Source organism: Streptomyces sp. NPDC048197 (assembly GCF_043202395.1).
Taxonomy (GTDB): domain Bacteria; phylum Actinomycetota; class Actinomycetes; order Streptomycetales; family Streptomycetaceae; genus Streptomyces; species Streptomyces siderophoricus.
On the sequence record NZ_JBIDAJ010000024.1, the window covers coordinates 44,023 to 67,536 of the forward strand.

Sequence of the window (23,514 nt, forward strand, 5' to 3'; positions counted from 1 at the left end):
GGGGCCTCTTCCAGTGGGGTCAGGCGAGTACGGCGCGGGAGTCGAGGGCGAGGACTCCGTCGGGGCGTACGAGGAGGGGGTTGACCTCGATCTCGGCGATTTCGGGGTGGGCGGCGGCGAACGCGGTGATCGTCCCGATGGCTGCCGCGGCGGCGGCGACATCGACGGGCGGGCGGCCGCGCACGCCGTCGAGCAGCGCGGCGGTGCGCAGTCCGCGCAGCAGGTCCAGGGCCCGGTCGGCGGGTACGGGGGCCAGGGTGAAGGCGACGTCGTGCAGTGCCTCGGCCAGTACTCCGCCGAGGCCCACCATGGCGACCGGACCGAAACGCGGGTCCCGGTTGACGCCGACGATCAGCTCGATGCCGTCGGTGAGATCCGCCATCGCCTCGACGGAGTAGGCGGGCGCGCCGAGCCGGGCGTGCATCTCGCGGAAGGCGGCGAGCAGTTCCCCGGGCCCGGCCAGGCCTAGTGCCACCCCGCCCGCGTCGGACTTGTGCAGCAGGTGGAGGGCCTTGAGGACGTATGGTCCGGCGAACTCGTCGGTGACGGCGCGTAGTTCGGCCTCTTCGTGGATCTCCCGGGCGGCGGGGAAGGCGAGTCCGGCCGCTTCGAGGGCCCTGCGGGTCTCCAGGTAGCCGCTCTCGCGCAGGGGCGACGCGGGCGGCGGGAGGGGCGTGACACCGGTGCGCAGGGCGCGGGGTGTCGTGGTGGCAAGGGCGCGGGCGGCGTCCTCGGTGGCGGCGAAGACCGGGATGCCGGCCGCGGCGAGGGTGCGGCAGCTGGGGGACTCGGGGTACATCGACTGTACGACGAGGGGTTTGGCGGTGGCGCGGTGGCGGGCGGCGATGAGGCGGGCGGCCTCCTGTTCCCCGTCCGCGAGGACCGTCCCGCCTCCGCCGAGCCCGCCGCCGGCGTCCGCGTAGCCGCCGAAGTAGCCGGTCATCAGGACGGCGTCGACCTCCTCGGCCGCCAGCAGCGCGGCGACGGTCGCCGCGTACGAGCCGGGGTCCTGTTCGCCCATTCCGGCGAGGTCCACCGGGTTGGCGACGGCCGACTGTTCCCACAGGACCTCCCGCAGCCGTTGCCGCGTCGGCTCCGCCAGTTCGGGCACGGTCAGCCCGGCCGCTTCGACGGCGTCGGCGGCGATGACGCCGTGCCCGCCGCCGTCCGTGAGCACCGCGACCCGGCGGCCGGCCGATCGCCGTGCACCGCTCAACCCGGCCAGTACGACGGCGAGTTCGCGGGGGGTGGCGACCAGCTCCACACCGGCGTCGCGGCATGCCGCGGTCACCACGTCGGCCGAGGTGGTCAGCGCGCCGGTGTGTGACTGGGCGCTGCGCGCGGCGGCGTCGCCGCGGCCGGCGGTGAGCAGCACCACGGGCTTCCCGGCGTCGGCGGCCGCCTCGGCGAAGGCACGTCCGTCGCCGAAGTCCTCGGCGTAGACCGCGATGGCCCGGGTCCCCTCGTGGCGGGCGCAGTCGGCGAGCAGGTCGACGAGGGTGACGTCGGCCTGGTTGCCGAGTGAGACGAAGCGGGAGAAGCCGAGGCCGTGCGGGGCGAGGCGGAGCTGGAGTTCCAGGGCGAGATTGCCGCTCTGGCTGAGGAGCGCCACGCCGCCGGGGGTGAAGGTGCCGGAGGCCAGGAAGAGGTCGGTGGTGTTGTCGGCGATCCCCAGGCAGTTGGGCCCGACCATCACGGCACCCGCGGCGCGTACGCGTTCGGCGACGGCCTGCTGGCGGGCCCGTCCCGCATCACCGGTCTCCGCGAAGCCGGCGGTGATCGCGACGATCGCCCGGGCCCCGCACCGCAGGGCCTCGTCGACGGCTTCCTCGAAGCCGGCGGCGGGCACGGCGACCACGGCCAGGTCGACGGACTCGCCGATCGCGCTCAGGCTGGGGGCGGCGGGACGGCCCAGCACCGTGCCGCCGCGGCGGTTGACCAGGTGGACGGGGCGGCGGCCGTTCGCGCGGACGGCCTGCGCGGCGATGGCGTGGCCGTACTTGGCCGGGTCGTCGCTGGCTCCGACGACGGCGACGGAGACGGGGTCGAAGAGTGCCGACAGGTCGCGTCCCATCTCATTTCCCCAGCCGCAGCGCGGAGTTGGGGCAGGCGGCGACGGCGGCAGCGGCGGCTTCCTCGCCGTCGGCCGGCACGTCGGCGGCACGCAGCTGTGCATAGCCCCAGTCGTCGAGGTCGATCAGTTCGGGCGCGGGTTCCTGGCAGAGGCCGTAGCCCTGGCAGCGGGTGGAGTCCAGCAGGAGTTTCATGGCGGTCCTTTCCGTGCGGCGGTTCGGTCGGTGGGGTGCGGTGAGGTGCGGCGGGGGCTCAGGGCACCGGCACCGTGAAGCGGCGTCCGTCGCCGGGTACGGGGTCCCCGCACGCCGGGCAGGCGGAACCGCGGTGGGCGTCGACCCGGTCGGGGAAGTGGGCGAGGAGGGTGGCGGCGAGGTGGGCGGCGGCATCGAGCAGCCCGCAGGCCCCGCGGCCGGGGAGCTGCCGCGACCAGCGGCGCAGCGTCTCGGCCGTGTCGTCGCCGGCTTCCCCGCGTGCGACGGCACCGAGGGTTGTGGCCAGTGCCCCGGTGCCCGAGACGCACACCCCGCACTGCCGGGCGCTCTGGGCCGCGAGGTATGCGGTGGCCTCGGCGGCCACGGCGACCGGGCAGTCCTCCGGGCGCAGGAAGTGCAACGCCCCGCAGCCGAGCGCTCCGCCGGCCGCGCTCAGGCCGTCGTGATCGAGCGGCAGGTCCCGCCAGCCCGCGCCGTGGAGCCCGCCGAACAGTCCGCCCAGCAGGACCGCCCCGGCCCGGCCGTGCCCGGTCAGGTCGGCGAGGACCGTCAGGTGCGTACCGGCGGTCACCTCGACCAGCACGGCCGCACCACCGGCACCCGAGAGCGTCACCAGATGGGTGCCGGCGACCAGGGCCGCGTCGTCCGGGCGTGCGTGCAGTACGGCGATCCGGGCCAGTGTCTCCACGTTGGCGACCAGGGTGGGCGCGCCACCGACACCGCTTTCGTACGGTCGCGGCGGTTTCGCCGTGGGCAGCGCCGGCCCGCCGTCGATCCGCCGTACGACCGCGGTTTCCTCCCCCGCCACGTAGGAGTGCTCCGCCCGTACGACGTCGACGGGCAGGTCCGGTGGCCGCTCGGCGAGCGCCTGCCGGACGGCCTGCGCGGCCGGGGCGTCGGAGAGGTACACATGGCCGCGCCCGGCGCCGGTGAGGGCCGCGGCCAGCCGCAGCCCGTCGAGGACCAGGTGCGGCCGGTGCCGCAGCAGCCAGCGGTCCTTCACGGAACCCGGCTCCCCCTCCTCTCCGTTGGCGACGACGACGGGCGGGCCGGCCGCGTCACGGACGGTGCGCAGCTTGACCGCGGCGGGGAATCCGGCACCGCCGCGGCCGCGGAGTCCCACGGCGGCGATCCGGTCGAGCAGCCGGCCGGGCGCGGGCAACGGCGCGTAGCCGCCCGCGGCGAGGTGGCGGGAGAGGTCCGCACCGCCACCGAACGGCGGGCCGAGGAGGCCGTGCCGCCCATCAGGCAAGAGGGAGAACACGCCGGTCATACGGTGCTCCTCGGTTCGAAGTGGCCGACGGGTGCGGGCCCGTGGCGGGACCTCAGTCGCGCCAAGGCCCGTTCCAGTGCCCGCCGTTGGGCCGCCGTGCGTGCGTAGCCGGCCCCGGGCAGGCCGATCAGCATGCGGTGGTGGTCGAGGACGACCTCGCCGGCCACCAGGGCCGGCCGCGGGTCGGCGGGTGCGGCTCCCGCGGCGGCCTCGACGACGAGGGCGGTGACTTCGCCGAGGTAGCGCAGCCAGCCGCGTTGGGTGCCGCGCAGCACCAGCCGCTCGACGCGGTGCCGTTCGGCGGCCACGAGGGCCGACGGCGGGCGGCCGCCCGCCGTGGCCCGCAGGGCGGCCACCGCGGTGGGCAGTTCCCGTTCGGGCTCGGGCGTCAGGCCGAGCCAGACCAGATTTCGGCGAGCGCTCATGCGTGCCTCCGAGGGCGCACGGCCTGCGGGTGTCCGCAGACGGGGTGGCGCGGCAAGGGCGGGGACGGAAGGTGTCCGGATCGGTGCGGAGGGTCCGGACCCGGCCCTCCGCCTGCCGGACCGGGGGCGTCCGGATCCGGACGCCCGAGGCGCGGACAGTGGTCCGCGGGCGGCTTTACGGAATGCGCCCGGGCGACCACGTACGGTCCCGGGCCATCCGCCTGGTTCGAGACTAACTAACTAATTAGTCAGTCCACAAGACTTGACGTGCCGCCCCGGCAGTCGCAGTCTGACTAACCAATCAGTCAGTCGGATTCCAGCAGGTCGGCGGCCCGATGGCCACCGAAGCCGCGGTCTGCCACGCGTTCCGCACGCCGCCTCACCGCCCATCGCCGCCCCCGCGCGGCGCGGAGGAGGACCCCATGCACACCCCGACGCACACCCCGACCACCTGGGCAGCCACCCACTCCCCTGCCCCGCCGGTACCGCCCGCCGAGACCGAGCACCCCGGGGAGGCACTGTCCGCGCGCTACTACACCGATCCGGCCGTCGCCGAGGCCGAGACCGAGCGCATCTTCGCCAGGTCCTGGCAGCTCGTCTGCCATGAATCCGACCTCCCCGGCCCCGGCGCCCGCCTGACCGCCACCGCCGCCGGCCGGGAGGTACTGGTCGTCCGTACCGAGGACGGCGGGCTCGCGGCCCACCTCAACGTCTGCCGGCACCGCGGAACCCGCCTGGTCAGCGCCCCCGAGCCGGCGGGCAAGGCGATCCGCTGCCCCTACCACGGCTGGACCTACAAGCTGGACGGGCGGCTCGTCGGTGCCCCCGAGGCGCGCCGGATCCCCTGCCTGGACAAGTCCCGGCTCGGGCTGCACCCGGTCAAGGTGGAGTCGTTCCTCGGCTTCGTCTTCGTCAACCTCGACCTCGGCGCCGTCACGCTCGCCGAGAGCTGCGCCGGGCTCGCCGAGGCCGTCGGCCGCTACGCCGGGCCCGGACTCGTGCCCGTCGGCAAGCACCGCATCCACGACCTGGCGGGCGGCGAGGAGCAGAACGCCAACTGGAAGGTGATCGTCGACAACTATCTGGAGGGCTACCACGTCCCCGTGGCCCACCCGGCGCTGATGCGGCTGCTGGACTACCAGGCGTACACCGTGGACGTGCAGGAGAACTACGTCCTGTTCGAGTCACCGCTGCGCGACAAGCCCTCCTCGAACTGGACCGAGCGGCTCTACCAGCGGCTGGCGACCCCGATGCCGGGGCTGACCGAGGACGACCAGCGGGTGTGGCGGTACGCCGTGATCTATCCCAACACGCTCATCGACTTCTACCCTGACCACGTGCTCGCGTGGACCGCCCTGCCCACCGCCCAGGACCGGGCGGCGATCCCCGGCGCCTTCTACACCCGGCACGGCGAGAGCCTGCGCACCCGGCTGGCCCGGCGGCTGAACATCCACATCGGCTGGGTCACCAACGACGAGGACGCCGAGCTCGTGGAGCGGGTGCAGGCCGGTCTGAGCACGCCCGGTTTCGAGCCGGGGCCGCTCTCCGGCCGGGAGGCCGCCGTCGGCTGGTTCGCCCGCCGGGTCCGGGACGACCTGGAAGCGGACGCGCGGTGACGCCGGCCGGACCACAGCCGGTGTTCCTCCCGCCGGGCTTATCCCTTCCCCGCTGACCCACGCACGCGCGCACCCTCCCCAGACCGGTCTTCACTGCGGAATCAGGGCCTGAAGTGAGCCGACCAGCCGGTCCCGCCCTGGACTTGTGCCGTTCCTCGACCGAGAGGACGCTCCATGTCCCCCGAGGTACCTCCGCCGTCCCGACGCACCGTGCTGCGGGCAGCCGCCTGCGGCCTGCTGGGCGCCGCGGCCGGCGGCTGTGGGTTCATGCCCGCGAAAACCCCCGACGCCAAGGCCCTCGCCCCGGTCCGGCCGCGCGTCGACGGCGATCTCGTCTACTTCAACTGGGCCGACTTCGTCGACCCGTCCGTGTTCAAGGGCTTCGAGAAGGAGTACGGCGTCAAGGTCGTCCAGTCGAACTTCGACTCGATGGAAGGCATGGTCGCCAAGCTCAACGCCGGCAACCGCTACGACATCATCTTCCCCACCGCCAAATGGGCCCAGCGCCTGGTCCGCGGCGGCCGGCTGCGCCGCATCGACCACTCCCGACTCGACCGCGCCGACGCCGTGTTCGGGACGCACGGCTATTTCGCCGACCCCTGGTACGACCCGGGTTCCGCGCACACCGTCCCGTTCACGGCGTACAAGACCGGCATCGGCTGGCGCCGCGACAAGATCGGCGAACTGAGCGGCTCCTGGAAGGACCTGTGGAGCGACCAGGTCCGCGGCAAGGTCTTCCTGCTCGACGACCGTGACGAGGTGCTCGGGATGGGCGCCCTCGAACTCGGCCTGGGTGTCAGCACCGGCGAGACCGGCGACCTCGACCGCATCACCTCCCTGCTGGGCACCCTGCGCCCGCGCCTGCGCGGCTTCTCCAGCGACAGCTACAACAACCTCCTCAACGGCAACGCGCTGATGACCCAGGCATGGAGCGGGGACATGGCCGCCATGCTCCAGCAGGCCAAGGACCCGTCCGTCTTCGGCTTCCAGGCCCCCAAAGAGGGCACGCCGATCAACTCCGACTGCTACGCCATCCCCTGGAACGCCCCGCACCCCGGCACCGCGATGCTCTTCATCGACTACATGCTGCGGCCGGAGAACGTGCAGAAGAACATCGAGTACATCGGCTATCCGATGCCGGTGGCCGGCTCCGAGAAGACCTACGCCGACCTCGTCAAACCCTTCCCCGAGTGTCTGGTCACCGAGGACGACCTGAAGGCGGACCTCTTCTTCCGCAACGGCAGCCGTGCGGCGGAGGACGCCCGCGACACCGCCTGGACCCATGTGAAGGCGGGCTGATCCATGGCACTGCTCCGACAGTCCTCGCGCAGCCGCCGGGACACCGGCGGGAACCGGATGTGGGTCTGGTTCATGCTGCCCGGCACCCTCTGGATGACCGGATTCCTGATCGCCTCCCTGGTGCTCGTCGCCGTCCTCGCGGTCGGCACCACCGACGAACTCGGCAACCCGCGCTTCGGCTTCGACCTCGCCGGCGTCCGCGCCCTCGCCGACCCCGCCTACACCGAGGTGCTGGCCCGCTCCCTCGGCTACGCCCTGCTGACCTGCGTCATCTGCCTGCTGATCGCCTACCCGGTGGCGTACACCCTCGCCCGGTACGGCGGCCGGTACAAGAACGCGCTGATCGCCGCGATCGTGGTGCCGTTCTTCGCCAACTACCTGGTGCGGATGTACGGCTGGTCGGTGGTGCTCTCCGACGACGGGCCCGTACTGCGCGCCCTGCGCGCGGTGGGACTGGCCGACGGGAGCACGAAGATCCTCAACTCCGGCGTCGGCGTGGTCGCGGGACTGGTCTACGGCTTCGTCGTCTTCATGATCATCCCGCTCTACGCGGCCCTGGAGCGCCTCGACGTCTCGCTCATCGAGGCCGGCCGCGACCTGTACGGCGGCCCGGTCCGCACGTTCTTCTTCGTCACCCTGCCCGCCACCCGGCAGGGCGCGGCGGCCGGCCTGGTGCTGGTCTTCCTGCCCGCCATGGGCGACTTCGTCAGCGCACAGCTCATGGGAGGCCCGGACCAGATCATGATCGGCAACCTCATCCAGGACAAGTTCTTCCAGGGCCAGAACTGGCCGCTGGGCTCCGCGCTCACCGTGCTGCTGATGCTGGTCCTGCTGATCGGGATGTTCGGCTATCTGCGCCGCACCCGCAAGGACGAGGCGGAGGCCCGCCGATGACCCTGCTGCGTGCACCCTCCGCCACCACCCCGGCCCGCCCGGCCGCCCGGGCCCGGGCCCGGCGCGGCCGCACCGAGCGCAGGCCCCGGATCCTCCTCGCCGTCACCGGGCTGTTCTTCGCGCTGCTCTATCTGCCCATCGCCGTCGTGGCGCTCTTCTCCTTCAACGCCAAGAAGTCCCTGACCGTCTTCGGCGGGTTCAGCCTGCGCTGGTACCACGCGTTCGTCCACGACGACGTCCTCCTCTCGTCGCTCGGCACCAGCCTGCGGATCTCCCTGGTGGCGATGGCCGGTTCGGTCGTCCTCGGCGTCGCGCTCGCGCTCGGCCTGGTGCGCTGCCGGACCCGGCTCGGCTCGCTGGCCGGCCTGGTCATGCTGGTGCCGCTGATCACGCCGGAGATCGTCACCGGCGTCGCGTCGATGCTGCTGTTCAAGGGCCTGGGCGTGGCCCTCTCCACCGGCACGGTGATGCTCGCCGAGATCACCTTCTCGATCTCCTACGTCACGGTCATCCTGCGCTCCCGGGTCGCCGCGCTGAACCCGGAGGTCGAGGAGGCCGCGATGGACCTCGGCGCCACCCGCTGGCAGGCGGTCCGCCTGGTGACCCTGCCCGCCCTGCTGCCGGCCGTGCTCGCCTCCGCCGTACTGATCTTCGCGCTGGTCTTCGACGACTTCGTCCTCGCCTACTTCACCACCGGCGTCGACCCGCAGCCGCTGTCGGTACGGATCTACTCGGCGATCCGCTTCGGCGTGCGGCCCACCATCAACGCCGTCGGCACCCTGATGCTCGTCGGCTCCATCTGCCTGATCGCCCTGGCGCTGTTCATCCCGCGCCTCTTCGGCCGCCGCGGCGGCCTCGACATCCTCTCCGGAGAGTGACTCCATGGACGCGACCCCCGCCGTCCGGCTCGACGGCGTCTCCAAGCAGTTCGCCGACTCCTACGCCGTGCACCACCTCGACCTCGACATCGCAGCCGGCCACTTCTTCTCGCTGCTCGGGCCCTCCGGCTGCGGCAAGACGACCACCCTGCGGATGATCGGCGGCTTCAGCGACCCCACCGAGGGCTCGGTGCTGCTCGCGGGCGAGGACGTGACCGCACTGCCGCCGAACAAGCGCAACGTCAACACCGTCTTCCAGAGTTATGCGCTCTTCGACCACCTCAGCGTCGCCGACAACGTCGCCTTCGGCCTCAAGCGCAAGGGCGTCGGCAAGGCCGAGATCCGGCAGCGCGTCGGCGAGATGCTGGAGCTGGTCCAGCTCGACGGCCTCGCCGACCGCACCCCCCGGACCCTCTCCGGCGGCCAGCGCCAGCGGATCGCCCTCGCCCGCGCACTGGTCAACCGTCCCGCCGTCCTGCTCCTCGACGAGCCGCTGGCCGCCCTCGACCTCAAGCTGCGCCGGCAGATGCAGGTGGAGCTGAAGCAGATCCAGCGCGAGGTCGGCATCACCTTCGTCTTCGTCACCCACGACCAGGACGAGGCACTGACCATGTCCGACCGGATCGCCGTGCTGAACCAGGGACGCATCGAGCAGTGCGGCACGCCCGAGGACATCTACGAGCACCCCGCCACCCGCTTCGTCGCCTCCTTCATGGGCACCTCCAACCTGATGACCGGCACGTACCGGGGTGGCGAGGTCGCCCTGGAACAGGGGCCCGCGCTGCCCGTCGGCGCCCGGACCGGTATCGCGGACGGCACGGCGGTCAGTGTGTCCGTGCGCCCCGAGAAGATCTGGCTGTCGGACTTCGAGCCGGACATGCCGGTGCTGCGCGGGGTGATCCGCGAGACCGTCTACAGCGGCCCGACCACCACCTACCTCATCGAACTCGCCCCGGGCGTCACGCTGTCCGTTCTGGAGCAGAACACGGACCGCGCGCGCATGGAGGACCGCTGGGGCGGCGGCGAGACGGTGGAGTTCGGCTGGCGGCCCGAGCACTGCCTGGTCCTGGCCTGAGCCCCGCTCACAGAAAAGTGACCACGATGCATCACGACGTGATCGTGCTCGGCGCCGGTCTGGCCGGGCTCGCCGCCGCCCGGGACCTGACGGCTGCCGGCACCGACGTACTCGTCCTGGAGGCCCGGGACCGCGTCGGCGGCCGGGTCGAGCAGACCCGTACGCCCGACGGCCGCACCGTCCAGCTGGGCGGCGAGGTGGTCGGCCAGGGGCACACCGCCTACCTCCGACTCGCCGGGGAACTCGGCCTCGCACTGGTCCCCAGCTATGTCGCCGAGCCCGGCCGTATCACCCGGGCCACACCGGAGGGCCGCTCGGCCGGCGACCCACCGCACTGGTTCGGCCCCGGCGACGCACTGCTGCATGAGCGGCTCGGCGCGGAATTCACCGCCCTGGCCGCCACCGTCGACCCCGACGACCCCTGGTCGCATCCGGACGCCACGGCCCTGGACCGGCTCTCCGTGGCCGCCTGGCTGCGCTCCCGGCACGCCACCCCGGCCGTGGTCCGCCTGTGGGACATCGGCCAACTCGCCCTGGCCGGCGGCTCGTACGAGCGGATCTCGCTGCTGGCCGCGCTCCGCAAGAGCGCCGCGATCCCGGCTTCCGGCACCGGCGACTACGACTACGCGGAGTGGGAGGGACTGCGGCTGGCGGCGGGTTCGGCGACGCTGGCCGAGGTCATGGGCCGCGAGCTGGGGGCGCGCGTTCGGCTGGGCTCGCCGGTCGCCGCGGTCGATGTCCTCCCCGGCCGGTGCACCGTACGCCTGGCCACCGGCGAAGTCCTCACCGCCGGGGCCGTGGTGAGCGCCCTGCCCGTGGGCCCGCTCCGTTCCGTCGCCGTCACCGGTGTGAGCGCGGCCCGGCTCGCCTCCCTGCACCGCCAACGCCACGCCACCGCCGCCAAGTTCGCCGCCGTCTACGACCGCCCCTTCTGGCGCGCCGACGATCTGAACGGCCTGTCCGAGTCCGAGGGGGTGCTGGGCAGCACCTGGCCGCAGAACGAAGGCATCCTCTCGGCGCTCGTACCGCCCGAGCGCTACGGCGTCCTGCTCGGCACCCCACCCCACCTCCGGGCGCCCGAACTGCTCGCCGAGATGGCCGCGATGTTCGGCGACCAGGCCCACCGGCCGACCGCCTGCCACCTGCGGCTGTGGGGCAGCGATCCGTGGACCCAGGGGTATGTCACCCAGTGGTCGCCCGGTGAGGTCATGGCGGTCGGCCCGTTGCACGGCACCCATGAACCGCCGTTCTACGTCTGTGGCTCGGACCAGTGGGTCGCCGGATACATGGAGGGCGCCGTCCGCACCGGCCGCGCCGCCGCCGAGGAGGCACTGCGCCGTGGCTGACACCGACCGCCGCACGACCGTCCTCAACCACATCGACGGTCAGGAGGTGCCGGCCGTCTCGGGTGCCACGCTGTCGCTGGTCGACCCGGCCACGGGCCGGAAGCACGGCACCGCCGCGCGCTCCGGACCCGAGGACGTCGACGCGGCCTGCCGGGCCGCCGAGCAGGCGCTCCGCGGCTGGTCGATGACGACTCCCGCGCACCGGCAGACCGCGCTGCTCCGCATCGCCGACGCCCTGGAACGGGAGGCGGAGGCGCTGGCGAGCGCCGAGGTGACCGACACGGGCAAGCCGCGCCGCCTCTTCCTGGCGGACGAACTTCCCGCGGTTGTGGACGTGTTCCGCTACTTCGCGGGAGCCGCCCGGAACCTCCCGGGCGCGGCGGCCGCCGAGTACACCCCGGGCCGCACCTCCGTCCTGCGCCGCGAACCGGTCGGCGTCTGCGCCCAGATCACACCGTGGAACTACCCCCTGATGATGGCCGCGTGGAAGATCGCGCCCGCGCTGGCCGCCGGCAATACCGTGGTCCTCAAACCGTCCGACACCACGCCGGCCTCGGCCGCCCTCCTCGCCCGGCTGGCCGCCGAACACCTCCCGCCCGGCGTCCTCAACGTCGTGTGCGGCGACCGCGACACCGGGCGCTCCCTCGTCGTCCACCCGCAGGTCCGGCTGGTGGCCGTCACCGGCAGCGTCCGAGCGGGGCAGGAGATCGCCGCCGCGGCGGCCGCCGACCTCAAGCGGCTCCACCTGGAACTGGGCGGAAACGCACCGGTGGTGGTGTACGACGACGCCGATCTCGACGAGGCGGTCGGGCAGTTGTCGTCGCTGTCCTTCTACAACGCGGGGCAGGACTGCACGGCCGCCACCAGGGTCCTGGTCCACCAGCGGGTCCACGACGCCTTCGTGTCCGCCTTCGCCGACCGGGTCGCACGGCTGCGTCCCGGACCACCCGACGACGACCGCGCCGACTTCGGACCACTCGCCAACGCCGCCCAACTCGCTTCTGTCCAGGGTCTGTTGCGGCGCCTCCCGCGCCACACGGAGGTCGTCACCGGCGGTGCGAACCTCCCCCGCCCCGGCTACTTCCACCGGCCCACGGTGGTCACGGGCGCCCGGCAAGGGGACGAGATCGTCCAGAGCGAGGTGTTCGGCCCGGTCGTCACCGTGCAGCCCTTCACCGACGAGTCCGAGGCCATCCGCCTGGCGAACGACGTACGCCAGGGACTCGCCGCGAGCGTCTGGACCCGCGACCACGACCGTGCCATGCGCGCGACCCGCGCACTGCACACCGGCATCGTCTGGATCAACACCCACGGCACGACGGTCTCGGAGATGCCGCACGGCGGCGTACGCCACTCCGGTCACGGCAGCGACCTCTCGCTCACCGGCCTGCTCGACTACACCCAGGTCAAGCACGTCATGTTGTGACGGTCCGTGGGGTGGGGCGGGTCAGCGGCGGGTGAGCGCGGCGTTGGCCTTCATCAGCAAGGGGATGAGGACGTAGGCGGCGACGGGGACGACGATCGCGGTGAGTATCAGCGTCCGCAGCACCAGCGGCAGCGGGGCGGTGACCGGGCCGAGCAGACCGAGGACGACCGTGATCGTGGGATAGACGGCGATCCAGGTGATCAGCGCCCGACGGTGGACGGACGGGACACGGGCGGGCGTGCTCATGGAGTGGGACCTGGTCGTGCACGTGCACGTACCGGTGGACGCGGACGTGGACGTGGACGCGGACATGGACGTGGACATGGATTCCCCCTGGTCAGGTGGGTCGGAGCATTTTCCAACCGGCAGGTTGGAGTCTGGCACAGGCCCGCAGCAGAATCCAACCCTTTGGTTGGAGGTGGGTTAGGGTGGCGGCATGGCCTGGGACACAGCACGTACGAAACAGCTGCTGCTCGATGCGGCGGTGGAGGAGTTCGCCGAGTTCGGCCCGGAAGGCGCCCGGGTGGCGCGGGTGGCGACCCGGGCGGGCGTCAACAAGGAGCGGATCTACCAGTACTTCGGCAGCAAGGAAAAGCTGTTCGTGGCGGTGCAGGAATCCGAACTGCAGAAGATCGCGGCTGCGGTACCACTCACCGCCGAACAGGCCCAGGACCTGGGCGACTATGCGGGCCGGGTCTTCGACTACCACCGCGAGCACCCGCATTTCGTGCGGCTGCTCGCCTGGGAAGGCCTGCAGTGCCAGGACCGGGTGGTCGCCGAGTCCGCACGCACCGGCCACTACGACGAGAAGGTCGCCGCGGTCGCCCGGGCCCAGAAGTCCGGGGCCCTCAACGACGAGGTCGGCGCAGGCCAGTTGATGCACGCGGTGATCGTGCTGACCGCATCCTGGTTCACGCTGCCGCAGCTGGCCTGCATGCTCATGCCCGCCGTCGCCGGGGCGGGACCGGAAGCCCGGCGCGAGAGCCTCGTCACCCTGGTCCGCCGGCTGACCGCCTGACGGCCATGACGGGCCGGCTCAGGCGCGCCAGCGTTGCGTGTACCCCTCCCTGAGCGGTCCGCCGAGAACGTCGAGCACCTGCTCGGTGGCCTCCGCCAAGGCGGCCGGGTCCGCGCGTTCGGCCACGGCCCGATGGCCGTCCAGCAGGGCCTTGCCCCGTTCCGGGTCCGCACTCAGCAGCCTGCGGGGCAGCCATTTGCCGATGCCCGTCCAGCCGCCGTGGTGAGCGATGAGGAGGTGCGCCGCCTCACGGAGCGTGAAGTCGGCGAGGGAGAGCTGTTCGTACCGCCCGGTCGGTGACGTGGCGGGTGACGTGTCGGTCAGGTCGTCCAGGAAACAGGTGAGGACATAGCGTCCTCGTTCCCATTCCGCCGGGGTGAGCGGCGGAGGGCCCGCCGCGAGCACCGCTCGGGCCTGTTCGCGGATACGGGCCAGATGGCCGTGCGGGTCGGCCAGGGGAAGACCCTGGTCGTGGATGAAGAGCAGGGTGCCCCGGCGCAGGGATCTGTCCCGCTCGAAGTGTTCCGGGGCATCCGCGCGGGTGTGCAGGAAGAGTTCGGCCAGGCGGCCGCTGTGGCGTACCACCTCGCGGCGGCTGGTGTCCCCGTCCGGGAGGAGAACTGCCACGTCCAGATCGCTGGTCGGGGTGGCCCGGCCGTGGGCGGCCGAGCCCCCGAGAATGGCACCCAGGGCATGCGGAAAGCGGTCCTTGATCAGGTCCAGCGCTTGGGTGGCGGGGGCGACGTGATCATCCATGGACGCTCATCGTGCCAGCCCCCGCCATGCCGGGCTACCGCAGCGCCGAGCGCACCGATTCCGGTGAGCGGGCCACCACCGCCGTGCCGTCGTCGGCGGTGATGATCGGGCGCTGGATCAGCGCCGGATGGGCGGCCAGCGTCTCGATCCACCGGGTGCGGTCGGCGGGTTCACGCGGCCATGTGGCGAGGGCCAGTTCGGCCGCCGCGGGTTCGCCGAGGCGGGTGATGTCCCACGGCTCCAGTCCCAGTCGATCGAGGACAGCGGCGAGTTCGTCCACGGTCGGCGGGTCCTCCAGGTAGTGCCGCACCGTGTACTGCGCTGCTTCCGCGTCCAGCAGTGACAGGGCGGACCGGCACTTGGAGCAGGCGGGATTGATCCAGATTTCCATGCGGCGGTCTTTCGGTCCGTTCCGTGACGAGGTGAAGAATGGGCTTCGGGGAGCCTGTTGGGTACGGGCTATCGGGTGGGCAGGCCGCTCAGGGCGAGGAATTCGGCGCGTGAGCGGGCGTCGTTGCGCAGGGTGCCCAGGAGGGTGGAGGTGAGGGTGCTGGAGCCGGTGGCCTGGACGCCGCGGAGCGTCATACAGGTGTGTTCGGCTTCGATGACGACGCCCACGCCCTTGGGGTCCAGCTGTGTCTGCAACCAGTCGGCGACCTGTTTGGTGAGGCGTTCCTGGACCTGGGGGCGGCAGGCGAAGTGCTCGACCACCCGGGCCAGTTTGGACAGGCCCAGGATCCGCCGTCCGGGCAGGTAGCCGACGTGGGCGGTGCCGACGAACGGCAGCAGATGGTGCTCGCACACCGACCGCACCGGGATGCTGCGGGCCAGCACCAGTTCGTCGTACCCCTCGTCGTTGGGGAAGGTCGTGAGGTCGAAGGGGCGGGGGCTGAACAGCTCCGCGTACGCACGGGCCATGCGGCCGGGGGTCCCGCGCAGGCTCTCGTTCTCGGTGGAGATGCCGAGAGCCTGCAGGAACCGTCCCGCCGCGCGTTCGGCGGCGGCCAGGTCGATGCCGTCCGTTTCGTGGACGACGCGCAACGCGGCCGGGGCGGGTATCGGTATCTCCGGATCCTCGGCGGCGAGGTCCATGGTGGCCTGGGGTCGGTGGGTCATCTCAGCTGCCACCGATTCCCAGGGCGGTGAGCAGGACCAGGACGACCGTGATGACGGCGAAGAGTCCGTGGCCGACGACCACCGGTACGGGGAAGTGCCGCTCGGCGGGCCCGGTCTGCGTCCCCGTGGTGGCGTCGGCGGCGGCGCGGGCCCGGTGGACGGGGATCCAACGGGCCAGCATCGTGAAGCCGAGCAGGGCCACGGGCACGAGCAGGCCGAAGGCGGTCCAGGCCAGCGCGTGCTTGTCGGTGATCAGGTAGACGATCCAGACGACCAGGCCGGCCGCGGCCAGCGCGAAGTGTCCGAAGACGACCGGGACGGGCAGCCGGCTGGTGCCGCCGGAGGCCCCTCCGCGGGAGAGCCAGGTGCCGAGCATGTAGAAGCCGCCCAAAGCGGTGATCAGCCAAGCGATCAGTGCGGCGATGTCCATCGGGACTCCTCTTACGCCTCTTGGTGAACGGGTTGGCCACCGCGTCCGCGACGACGCGCGACCGCGGTGGAGGGGAAGGGTCAGCCGGCGCTTCGGTCCGCTCCGGGTCGTACGGCAGCGAAGCCCTCGGCCTGCGTGGTGTCGTCGGCGACCCGCACCCCGTAGCGGTAGGCGAGCTTGCCGCCGAGGTATCCCGAGACGCCCAGGACCACCAGGCTCACGGCGTTCAGCGTGAGCATCCCGGCCCCGACGCTGCCCGCGGGGCCGTGACCGGCGTGCCGCCACAGGAAGTTGCCCGCGTAAGCGGCGGTGACCAGCAGGTTCAGTGTCATGTGCAGCAGACCGACGCGGAACGCCCGGGTCCCGGGCGGAATCGCGAACAGGTCCAGGAACCCCACCGTCGCGGCGACCAGCGCGCCGACCACGCCCAGCGCGATCAGCCACATCGCGCCCTGGGCCAGGAAGACCGGATCGTGCACGAGGTGCGAAGCGATGTCGAAGACCACGCTGGCCACCCAGGCGCCGATGGGGACCGTGACCAGGATCGGATGGAACGGGTGCCCGTACGGACCGGCCAGTGCGGCACTCACCGGCCGCTTGGCACGGCCGGACAACGGATCAGCCATGCCGACCACCTCCTTTTTCACCAACAAATCTTGGTCTTATTCCGGGGAGGCGTCAAGACGGGCAGGTGAGCGCCGCACATCGTGACGATTTCCTGGTTGGACCTACCGGTGTGCGCGTTATCGTGGAGGGGTGGATCCCGACGCAACGCCGCAGAGGCGCCCGGACGACGCCGCGATCGAATCCGTGAGCGTCCTCAATGAGGACTCCCGGCGGCAGATGTTCGCGTTCATCCGGCGCCAGGGCCGCCCCGTCACCCGGGACGAGGCGGCCGCCAGTGTGGGCATCTCCCGTAAGCTCGCCGCCTTCCATCTCGACAAGCTGGTGGACGCCGGTCTGCTGCGCGCCCGCTACGCCTCACCCGGCGGCATCCGGAAGGTCGGCCGGCAGCCCAAGGTCTACGAACCCACCGACAGCGAGATCCGCGTCAGCATCCCCGACCGCCGCCACGAGCTCCTCGCCGATCTCCTGCTGGAGGCCGTCCTGAGCGAGGACGAGGGCGAAACCGCGACCCACGCCGCGGTACGCACGGCCGGCCGGCGCGGCCGGGAACTGGGCGAGGCCGAACGGGAGCAGACCCGCCCCGGTCGGCTCGGCACGGAACGCGGGCTCAATGTCTGTGAGCGGATGCTCGACCAGCACGGCTTCGAGCCGTTCCGCGAAACGTCCACCCAACTCCGGCTGCGCAACTGCCCCTTCCATCCGCTGGCAGCCCGGGCCCCCGAGCTGGTGTGCGGGATGAACCACGCCTTCATCGCCGGATATCTGCAGGGTTTGAAGGTCAGCGGCGTCGAGGCCGTCCTCGCACCGCGTCCGGGGGAATGCTGCGTCCAACTCGGCCCCGCCACGGAGTGACGGCCACGGAGTGACGGCCACGTGCGCCGCGGCCGGTGTGCTTCAGGAAGCGGCCGACGGCAGGCGGAGCCGTCCCGTCAGGGCCAGGAAGGCGACGAACGCGCCCATGGTGAGCCAGCCGGGCCAGCCGAAGAGCCCCATGTGCAGGGGGTCCAGCTTCAGGTGCGGGTCGGCGAATTCCTTGACCATGTTCACGCTGACCGTGCTGACACAGGCATGGCCGACGACCGCGGGGATCACCGACCCGGAACGCAGCCGCAGCCAGGTGAAGATCGGCAGCCCGAGGGTACAACTCACCAGCATCGCGGGCACGGACACGTACCAGGGCTGCCCTGGATACTGCCCGCCCACCAGCAGGGTGGGCAGGTGCCACAGGGCGAACGCGATGCTGGTGGCCACGTACGCCCACACCAGGCGCAGGCCCCGCCCGTCCCGCGCCAGACGCGGAAACAGGTACCCCTGCCAGCCCAGTTCCTCCCCGAAGAACAGGGGCAGCGAGATCACCAACTCCGGCAGCATCCGTGCTGCCCACGCACCGAGTTCGTCCCGGCGCAGCTCGCCCCAGGAGTAGACGCCGGCCGCGCTGCCGATGCAGAGCGCCGCGACGGTGAGGACGGCAGGGACGGCGACGGCCAGCAGGCACGCCCGCACAGCACGTCCCGGGGGTGCGGGCCACCGCAGGGCAAGGGCGTCCCGCACCCGTCCCCTGCCGCCCGGTTCGATGAACCGGATGACGAGGACCGCGGCGAGAGCCGGCGCCAGCATCGCCACCGAGATGCACACCTGCTCCAGATCTCCGGTCTCCGCCCGGCCGTCGCTCCGGCGGAAGCCGCCCAGCAGGAGCGGCGACATGGCCAGCCACATGCCGAGGTACGCGAGGCCGAGGAACACCAGCAGTCCACAACGGGGGCGGGGTAAGGCCGCCGGCACAGGGAGAGAAGTGGTCATGGCACTGACGCTATGAGCCGGCTTCCGGCAGGAGAATGCGGCTGGCCCCACCGCTGGACCGGTGGATTTCCCTACCCGTTACAGCACCTCTGCCGCCGAGTCCGCCAGGCGTCGGCGTGCCGTACGGGTGGCCGGGAGGATGGCGGCCGCCGCAGAGATCGTGACGGCGAGGGCGACGACCAGGGCCAGGATTCCGGCCGGCGGGAGTTGGGCGATGCCGGTGCCCCAGCCGCTCGTTTCGCCCTGGAGGTCGATCAGCCACTGGGAGGCGAGCAGGCCGAGCGCGGTGCCGGTGAGCGCGGCGGCCAGGGTGATGAAGGCGGTGGCCGAGACGATGACGGCGGTGATCTGGCGGGGGGTGAGGCCGACGGCCCGCAGGGCGAGCAGGTCGCGGCTGCGGTCGCGTACGGCGGCGCCGACCGTGGTCGCCAGTTCCGCGAGTCCGATCAGGGTGAGCACCGCGATCAGTCCGGCGGCGACCCCGCGGACCGCGGAGAGCTGGTCGGCGGGGTTGGGGATCTGGCGTACTTCGAGGCGGCCCGCGGAGGCCTTGGTGAGGGCGTCGCGTACGGCGGCGGGGTCGGTGCCGTGGGGCAGGACCAGGTTGTAGAAGTCGGGGCGGGCCGCCGGGGCGCCGGGGCCGTCGTCGCGCAGGGTGTCGAGGGTGGTGGAGATGACCCGGCCGGCGTCTTCGGTCTCGATGCTGCGGCCGACGAGGTGCAGGACGTGCGGGCGGCCGGCGACGGTCATCCGGACCCAGTCACCGACGTGTGCGTCGAGGAGTTCCAGCAGGCCGGCGCCGGCGACCGCCTCGTCCGGGCCGTGGGCGGCGCGGCCCTCCGCGAGGGCGAAGGGGTAGGGGTGGGCGTCGGTACCGAGGCCGCGCAGGGTGATCGTGCCGGTCTGGCCGGGGACCAGCGCCTGCACCTCGGCGCCGGGGTAGGACGTCACCTTGCCGTGTTTCGCGAGGAGTTGATGTACTTGCTGGTCGCTCAGTGAGTCCGAGCGCACGGTGAGCGATGCGGCCAGGCCGACGCTTTCCGGGCGGGAGGTGAAGCGGTCCAGGGTGCTCCAGGCGCCCAGGGCGATGGTGATGAGCAGCAGCGGAACGGCGAGGCGCGCCACCGCCGCCCAGGAGCGCAGCGGGCGGTGGAAGGCGCCGCGCCAGCCGAGGACCAGGGCCGGCGGGATCTTGAGGCCGAGGGCACGCCGGGTCAGGCCGGATCCGCCGCCGGCGGTGGGTGCGGCGGCGCGGGCGACCGGGACGGGTGGCACCCGGCCGGCGCGCCATGCGGTCAGGCAGGTGGCCGCGCCGATGAAGGCCACCACGCCACCGCATACGGCGAGGGGCAGCCAGGTGTGTGCGGGGAGTTGTGCCCACAGGGCCGTCGCCTCGCCGATCCGGCCGGGGACCAGGGGGCCGAGCAACTGGGTGACCAGGGCTCCGAGGGTGACGCCCAGCAGCGCGAAGCCGAGGTGCAGGACGAGGAACATCCGGACCACCTGGCCCGGGGTGAAGCCGATGGCCTTGAGGACGGAGATGTCGCGGAGGTGGCCGCGGATCCTGGTGCTGATGGCGCCGCCCACGGCGAGCGCGGCGGCGAGCAGGGCACCGAGGCCGAAGAGGCCGAGCAGCCGCGCGAGCAGGCCGTTGTCGCCGGCGGCCGCGGCCTTGGCCTGGCGCCAGGTGGAGACGTCGGTGATCTGGTCGGCGCCGAGCTGGGTGACCGCCCGCTGGACGACGTAGTCGGTGTCCTCGGGGTGGGTGAGCCGGAGGCCGATGGCGCGGCCGCGCTGGTCGGCGCCGGCGTCGGAGGCGGCGAGGGTCTGCGGGAGAACCCAGGCGACGCCGGGGGTCTCACCCGCCCGGAAGGGCGCTTCGGCGGTGTCGGCGATGCCCACCACATGCAGGGGCGCCGGGAAGCCGCTCAGCGCCAGCGAATCGCCTGGTTTGGCCCAGATTGCCCGGGCTACCGAGCTGTCGAGCACGATGCCCCGGGTGCTCCCCGCATCGGTGTGCGGGTCGAGCCAGCGGCCCGCGACGGTCTGCGGGACGGCGGTCGCGGGACGCCCGCGGACGCCGCGCAGTTCGAGTGCCGCCCGGGCGCCGCCGGGCTGCAGGCTCGCGGTCGTCCGCACCGTGGGGTAGGGGCCGGCGGCGGTCCGTACCTCGTCGAGTGCGGCGAGCGAGCCGGCGCGGGCCCCGGCCTGGGTGTGGAGCCAGACGTGGGCGCCGGAGGACTGGGTGAAGATCCGCTGCCAGGGGTCGGTGGCGTAGGAGAAGAGGGCGGTGGCCAGGAGCAGGGAGACGGTGATCCCGGCGGTGGCGAGCACGATGAGCACGGCCGCCGGGCGGTGTGCTCTCAGATGTGCCTGGGTCCAGCGTGCTGCCGCTCGCACGGGTCAGCCCTTGAGCTTCAGTACGTCGGACACGCCGGTCGCCGGGCGGCCGGGCTCGCTGCCGAGGTGGGCGTCGTCGACGACCTGGCCGTCGAAGAAGCTGATCACCCGGTCCGCGGCGCTGGCGATCCTGGCGTCATGGGTGACCAGGAGGATGGTCTGGCCGCGCCGGTGGAAGCGGGCGAGCAGCCGCAGCACCTCCCGGGTGCCCTTGCTGTCCAGGCTGCCGGCGGGTTCGTCGGCGAGCAGCAGGCTGGGGGCGTTGACCAGGGCCCGGGCGAGGGCGACCCGCTGCTGTTCGCCGCCGGAGAGCTCGCCGGGCGTGCAGTTCTCCTTGCCGGTCAGGCCCAGCTCGTCGAGCAGCTCGGTGCGGGCGGTACGGGCCTGCCGGGGGGAGCGGCCGGCCAGCAGCGCGGGGAGTTCGACGTTGTCGGCGACGGAGAGGTTGGAGACCAGGTTGAAGAACTGGAAGACGATGCCGATGTGGTTGCGGCGCAGCTCCGCCCAGCGGGCCTCGCGGTAGCCGTCGACCTGACGGCCGTCGAGCCACAGGGAGCCGCTGTCGGGGCGGTCGAGGCCGCCCAGAAGGTGCAGAAGGGTGGATTTGCCCGCACCCGAGGGGCCGGTCACAGCGACGAATTCGCCGCGCTCGACGGTCAGGTCGACGCCCCGCACCGCATGGACGGGGGCGGCACCTTCCGGCCGGTGGGTCTTGACCAGGCCGGCTGCCCGCACTATCGGGCCGGACGGCTCGTCCCGGTTCATTCCAACTCCTCTTGACAACGCTCCAGCCAGTCCAGATCCGCCTGGAGATGCAGCATCGCGCCCTCGATCAGCAGCTGTGCGATCGGGTTGCCCCGGTCCTCCACCGCCGCGAGTTTCGACAGGTCGCGCATGGTGTTGAGGTACAGGCGGCGCTGTTTGTTGATCAGGGCGATCCGGTCCGCGGTCCCGGTCTGCGAGGCGACGGCGAGCTTCATGAAGAATTCGTCCCGCACCCGCGGTTCGGCGGTGGCCTCGTCGAACCAGGCGTCCACCGCCTCCCGCCCCGCGGCGGTGATCCGGTAGATGCGCTTGTTGGGCCGGTCCGACTGCTCGACGTCCTCGCCCTCGATCAGGCCCGACTTCTCCAGCCTGCTCAGGGTGACGTAGATCTGGCCGACGTTCGGCTGAGGGTATGCCGCGCCGAGGAGGTTCTCAAGGGCCTGTTTGAGTTCGTAGCCGTGTGCGGGTCCGCCGACCAACAGAGCAAGGAGTGGCAGCCGCACGCTCTTCCTCTCCCTCCCCGCCCTACATGCCGGTTATGTGAACTCATCCGGGTGTGAGCCGGTCGGTCGTCGTATCTCCCTGCGACATCTAGTATCCCGCATGGCTAACAGGTATACATGGGGCGGGCTGTCGGTCCAGTGTCCCGTCGACGCCTGGTTCAAGGAGGAGCCCATGCGGTGGAAGCGTGCCGCGACGAGGGCTCTGCTGGTCTTTTCGCTGCTGTTCGCGGGGAGTGCGGGCGCCCGGGCCGGTGAGCCGCTCGGCGACCCGGACGGCCGGGGCCCCATCACGCTCGTGACCGGCGGCGACCTCACGGGCTATCTGCGCGGCGTCCTCGACGGCTGGAACGTCCACCACCCGCGCGAGAAGGTGACGCTGGTCGAGCTGCCGGACGCGGCCGACGAGGTCCGGGCCCAGATGGTCACCGAGCTGCGCTCGCACAGCGCCCGCTTCGACGTGCTGAACATCGACGTGGCCTGGACGTCGGAGTTCGCGGCCGCGGGCTGGATCAGACCGGTGGACGGCGCGCGGTTCCCGCTGAAGCGCTTCCTGCCTCCCGTGGTGGACACCGCCACCTTCCGCGGCCGGCTCTACGCGGTTCCGTACGTGACCAACGCGGGGCTGCTCTACTACCGCAAGGACGTCCTCGACCGGGAGGGTGCCCGGCCGCCGCGCACCTGGGCCGAGTTGGCTCATCTGGCGAAGACGGTCGCGCCCAAGTACGGACTGGACGGCTACGCGGGCCAGTTCCTGCCGTACGAGGGGCTCACCGCCAACGTCGTCGAGGCGGTGCAGTCGGCGGGCGGTTCGGTGCTGGCCGGTGAGGGCACACGGGTGACCGTGGACTCCCCCGCGGCCCGCCGGGGCCTGTCGTTCCTGCTCGACGGGGTGCGCGAGGGGTGGATCCCCCAGCGGGCGCTGGCGTACAAGGAGGAGGAGTCCCGCAAGTCCTTCCAGGACGGCCATCTGCTGTTCCTGCGGAATTGGCCGTACGCGTACGCGCTGGCCGGCGGCCCGACCTCGAAGGTGGCGGGGAAGTTCGGCGCGGTGCCGCTGCCGGGTCCCGACGGGCCGGGCGCCAGCGCGCTGGGCGGCTCCAATCTGGCCGTCAACGCGCATTCGAGGCATCCGGAGACGGCCGCTGCGCTGATCTCCTATCTGACGTCCGAGCCGGTGCAGCGCCGGGTGCTCACGGAGGGCGCGCTGCCGCCGGTGTGGGCCGATCTGTACGCGGATCCGCAGTTGGTGCGGCGGTTCCCGTATCTGCCGACGCTCAAGCGGGCGGTGCTGACCGCCCGGCCGCGGCTGAAGAGCCCGCGCTACGACCAGGTGAGCCTGGCGGTGCAGGCCGTGATGCACGACGCGCTGGTCCACCGGCTGAGCACGGACGCCACCGTCGCGCGCCTGGAGCGCGAACTGCGGGCCATCGTCAGCCGCGGCTGACCCTCGCCCGACCTCCCCTCCCCCTCACATAGTTACTTGTTAAGTAACGGACGTGCGTCGACACGCATCAGAATGCGGGACAAATCGGGGCACCCTGCAAGGAGTTCTTTCCTTTTCGTTGACACCGAAAAGACA

General features: G+C 72.2%; 25 protein-coding genes and 1 pseudogene. 11 read left to right on the top strand and 15 right to left on the bottom strand.

Features of this window, described 5'->3' with window-relative positions; all coding sequences use genetic code 11:
* Positions 1-19 precede the first annotated feature (19 nt).
* From ACGF4C_RS27320 to ACGF4C_RS27335, 4 genes are read right to left on the bottom strand one after another with little or no spacing between them, the layout of a single operon-like run.
* Positions 20-2,074, bottom strand: coding sequence for an acetate--CoA ligase family protein (locus ACGF4C_RS27320; protein ID WP_393569439.1), 2,055 nt, complete (start codon positions 2,072-2,074; stop codon positions 20-22).
* 1 nt (position 2,075) lies between these two features.
* On the bottom strand, positions 2,076-2,267 hold the full coding sequence (locus ACGF4C_RS27325; protein ID WP_393569440.1) for a ferredoxin: 192 nt from the start codon (positions 2,265-2,267) through the stop codon (positions 2,076-2,078).
* 58 nt (positions 2,268-2,325) lie between these two features.
* Positions 2,326-3,561: an NADH-ubiquinone oxidoreductase-F iron-sulfur binding region domain-containing protein gene (locus ACGF4C_RS27330; protein WP_393569441.1), complete on the bottom strand. Its 1,236-nt coding sequence runs from the start codon at positions 3,559-3,561 to the stop codon at positions 2,326-2,328.
* Positions 3,558-3,986, bottom strand: a complete 429-nt coding sequence (locus ACGF4C_RS27335) for a hypothetical protein (RefSeq protein ID WP_393569442.1) — start codon at positions 3,984-3,986, stop codon at positions 3,558-3,560. The genes ACGF4C_RS27330 and ACGF4C_RS27335 overlap by 4 nt, the downstream gene beginning before the upstream one ends.
* 422 nt (positions 3,987-4,408) lie before the next feature.
* Here ACGF4C_RS27335 and ACGF4C_RS27340 point away from each other — a divergent pair, with 422 nt between their 5' ends.
* From ACGF4C_RS27340 to ACGF4C_RS27370, 7 genes are all read left to right on the top strand, one after another.
* Positions 4,409-5,602, top strand: coding sequence for an aromatic ring-hydroxylating dioxygenase subunit alpha (locus tag ACGF4C_RS27340; protein ID WP_393569443.1), 1,194 nt, complete (start codon positions 4,409-4,411; stop codon positions 5,600-5,602).
* A 174-nt stretch (positions 5,603-5,776) separates the two neighbouring features.
* On the top strand, positions 5,777-6,901 hold the full coding sequence (locus ACGF4C_RS27345; protein ID WP_393569444.1) for a spermidine/putrescine ABC transporter substrate-binding protein: 1,125 nt from the start codon (positions 5,777-5,779) through the stop codon (positions 6,899-6,901).
* Positions 6,902-6,904: 3 nt separating this feature from the next.
* Positions 6,905-7,795 carry an ABC transporter permease gene (locus tag ACGF4C_RS27350; protein ID WP_393569445.1) on the top strand — a complete coding sequence of 297 codons (891 nt, stop codon included), beginning with the start codon at positions 6,905-6,907 and terminating at the stop codon, positions 7,793-7,795.
* Positions 7,792-8,673 carry an ABC transporter permease gene (locus tag ACGF4C_RS27355; protein WP_393569446.1) on the top strand — a complete coding sequence of 294 codons (882 nt, stop codon included), beginning with the start codon at positions 7,792-7,794 and terminating at the stop codon, positions 8,671-8,673. The genes ACGF4C_RS27350 and ACGF4C_RS27355 overlap by 4 nt, the downstream gene beginning before the upstream one ends.
* 4 nt (positions 8,674-8,677) lie before the next feature.
* The gene (locus ACGF4C_RS27360) at positions 8,678-9,748 is read left to right on the top strand and encodes an ABC transporter ATP-binding protein (RefSeq protein WP_393569447.1); all 1,071 of its coding nucleotides are present in this window, start codon (positions 8,678-8,680) and stop codon (positions 9,746-9,748) included.
* Positions 9,749-9,774: 26 nt separating this feature from the next.
* Positions 9,775-11,094 (top strand): flavin monoamine oxidase family protein, encoded by a 1,320-nt coding sequence (locus ACGF4C_RS27365; RefSeq protein ID WP_393569448.1) that lies wholly within the window; start codon positions 9,775-9,777, stop codon positions 11,092-11,094.
* Entirely contained in the window at positions 11,087-12,520 is a 1,434-nt protein-coding gene (locus ACGF4C_RS27370; RefSeq protein ID WP_393569449.1) for an aminobutyraldehyde dehydrogenase, read from the top strand. Before ACGF4C_RS27365 ends, ACGF4C_RS27370 begins: the two co-directional genes overlap by 8 nt.
* 21 nt (positions 12,521-12,541) lie before the next feature.
* Here the strand turns inward: ACGF4C_RS27370 and ACGF4C_RS27375 are convergent, their stop codons facing one another.
* The gene (locus ACGF4C_RS27375) at positions 12,542-12,766 is read right to left on the bottom strand and encodes a hypothetical protein (RefSeq protein WP_393569450.1); all 225 of its coding nucleotides are present in this window, start codon (positions 12,764-12,766) and stop codon (positions 12,542-12,544) included.
* A 190-nt stretch (positions 12,767-12,956) separates the two neighbouring features.
* On the opposite strand from ACGF4C_RS27375, the gene ACGF4C_RS27380 reads away from it, so the two are divergent.
* The gene (locus tag ACGF4C_RS27380) at positions 12,957-13,538 is read left to right on the top strand and encodes a TetR family transcriptional regulator (RefSeq protein WP_393569451.1); all 582 of its coding nucleotides are present in this window, start codon (positions 12,957-12,959) and stop codon (positions 13,536-13,538) included.
* A gap of 18 nt (positions 13,539-13,556) precedes the next feature.
* Here ACGF4C_RS27380 and ACGF4C_RS27385 read toward each other — a convergent pair whose 3' ends face one another.
* The 5 genes from ACGF4C_RS27385 to ACGF4C_RS27405 all read right to left on the bottom strand — a co-directional run bounded on the left by ACGF4C_RS27385 (position 13,557) and on the right by ACGF4C_RS27405 (position 16,466).
* A complete protein-coding gene (locus ACGF4C_RS27385) occupies positions 13,557-14,294 on the bottom strand; it encodes a nucleotidyltransferase domain-containing protein (RefSeq protein ID WP_393569452.1) in 738 nt (245 codons plus the stop codon).
* Between the two features lie 34 nt (positions 14,295-14,328).
* Positions 14,329-14,685, bottom strand: a complete 357-nt coding sequence (locus tag ACGF4C_RS27390; protein WP_393569453.1) for an ArsC/Spx/MgsR family protein — start codon at positions 14,683-14,685, stop codon at positions 14,329-14,331.
* Positions 14,686-14,753: 68 nt separating this feature from the next.
* On the bottom strand, positions 14,754-15,386 hold the full coding sequence (folE, locus tag ACGF4C_RS27395; RefSeq protein WP_393569489.1) for a GTP cyclohydrolase I FolE: 633 nt from the start codon (positions 15,384-15,386) through the stop codon (positions 14,754-14,756).
* Positions 15,387-15,411: 25 nt separating this feature from the next.
* Positions 15,412-15,840 carry a hypothetical protein gene (locus ACGF4C_RS27400; RefSeq protein ID WP_393569454.1) on the bottom strand — a complete coding sequence of 143 codons (429 nt, stop codon included), beginning with the start codon at positions 15,838-15,840 and terminating at the stop codon, positions 15,412-15,414.
* An 80-nt stretch (positions 15,841-15,920) separates the two neighbouring features.
* A complete protein-coding gene (locus ACGF4C_RS27405) occupies positions 15,921-16,466 on the bottom strand; it encodes a DUF2231 domain-containing protein (RefSeq protein WP_393569455.1) in 546 nt (181 codons plus the stop codon).
* 130 nt (positions 16,467-16,596) lie between these two features.
* On the opposite strand from ACGF4C_RS27405, the gene ACGF4C_RS27410 reads away from it, so the two are divergent.
* Positions 16,597-17,319, top strand: a complete 723-nt coding sequence (locus ACGF4C_RS27410) for a helix-turn-helix transcriptional regulator (protein WP_393569456.1) — start codon at positions 16,597-16,599, stop codon at positions 17,317-17,319.
* A 42-nt stretch (positions 17,320-17,361) separates the two neighbouring features.
* On the opposite strand, the gene ACGF4C_RS27415 is transcribed toward ACGF4C_RS27410, so the two are convergent.
* The 4 genes from ACGF4C_RS27415 to ACGF4C_RS27430 form a co-directional block, all read right to left on the bottom strand.
* Complete coding sequence (locus ACGF4C_RS27415; protein ID WP_393569457.1) at positions 17,362-18,267, bottom strand: type II CAAX prenyl endopeptidase Rce1 family protein; 906 nt, start codon at positions 18,265-18,267, stop codon at positions 17,362-17,364.
* Between the two features lie 78 nt (positions 18,268-18,345).
* Entirely contained in the window at positions 18,346-20,667 is a 2,322-nt protein-coding gene (locus tag ACGF4C_RS27420) for an ABC transporter permease (protein ID WP_393569458.1), read from the bottom strand.
* A 3-nt stretch (positions 20,668-20,670) separates the two neighbouring features.
* Positions 20,671-21,432 carry an ABC transporter ATP-binding protein gene (locus tag ACGF4C_RS27425; protein WP_393569459.1) on the bottom strand — a complete coding sequence of 254 codons (762 nt, stop codon included), beginning with the start codon at positions 21,430-21,432 and terminating at the stop codon, positions 20,671-20,673.
* Positions 21,429-21,647 (bottom strand): hypothetical protein, encoded by a 219-nt coding sequence (locus ACGF4C_RS27430; protein ID WP_393569490.1) that lies wholly within the window; start codon positions 21,645-21,647, stop codon positions 21,429-21,431. Before ACGF4C_RS27430 ends, ACGF4C_RS27425 begins: the two co-directional genes overlap by 4 nt.
* On the opposite strand from ACGF4C_RS27430, the gene ACGF4C_RS27435 reads away from it, so the two are divergent.
* Positions 21,646-21,735 (top strand): hypothetical protein, encoded by a 90-nt coding sequence (locus ACGF4C_RS27435; protein ID WP_362141304.1) that lies wholly within the window; start codon positions 21,646-21,648, stop codon positions 21,733-21,735. The two genes, ACGF4C_RS27430 and ACGF4C_RS27435, sit on opposite strands and share 2 nt — an antisense overlap.
* Here the strand turns inward: ACGF4C_RS27435 and ACGF4C_RS27440 are convergent.
* Positions 21,714-21,935 (bottom strand): annotated as a pseudogene (locus ACGF4C_RS27440) (PadR family transcriptional regulator); the annotation flags it as partial. The gene ACGF4C_RS27435 and the pseudogene ACGF4C_RS27440 sit on opposite strands and share 22 nt — an antisense overlap.
* Before the next feature lie 172 nt (positions 21,936-22,107).
* Between ACGF4C_RS27440 and ACGF4C_RS27445 the strand changes: the two are divergent.
* Positions 22,108-23,379, top strand: coding sequence for an ABC transporter substrate-binding protein (locus ACGF4C_RS27445; protein ID WP_393569460.1), 1,272 nt, complete (start codon positions 22,108-22,110; stop codon positions 23,377-23,379).
* The last annotated feature ends 135 nt before the right edge of the window (positions 23,380-23,514 follow it).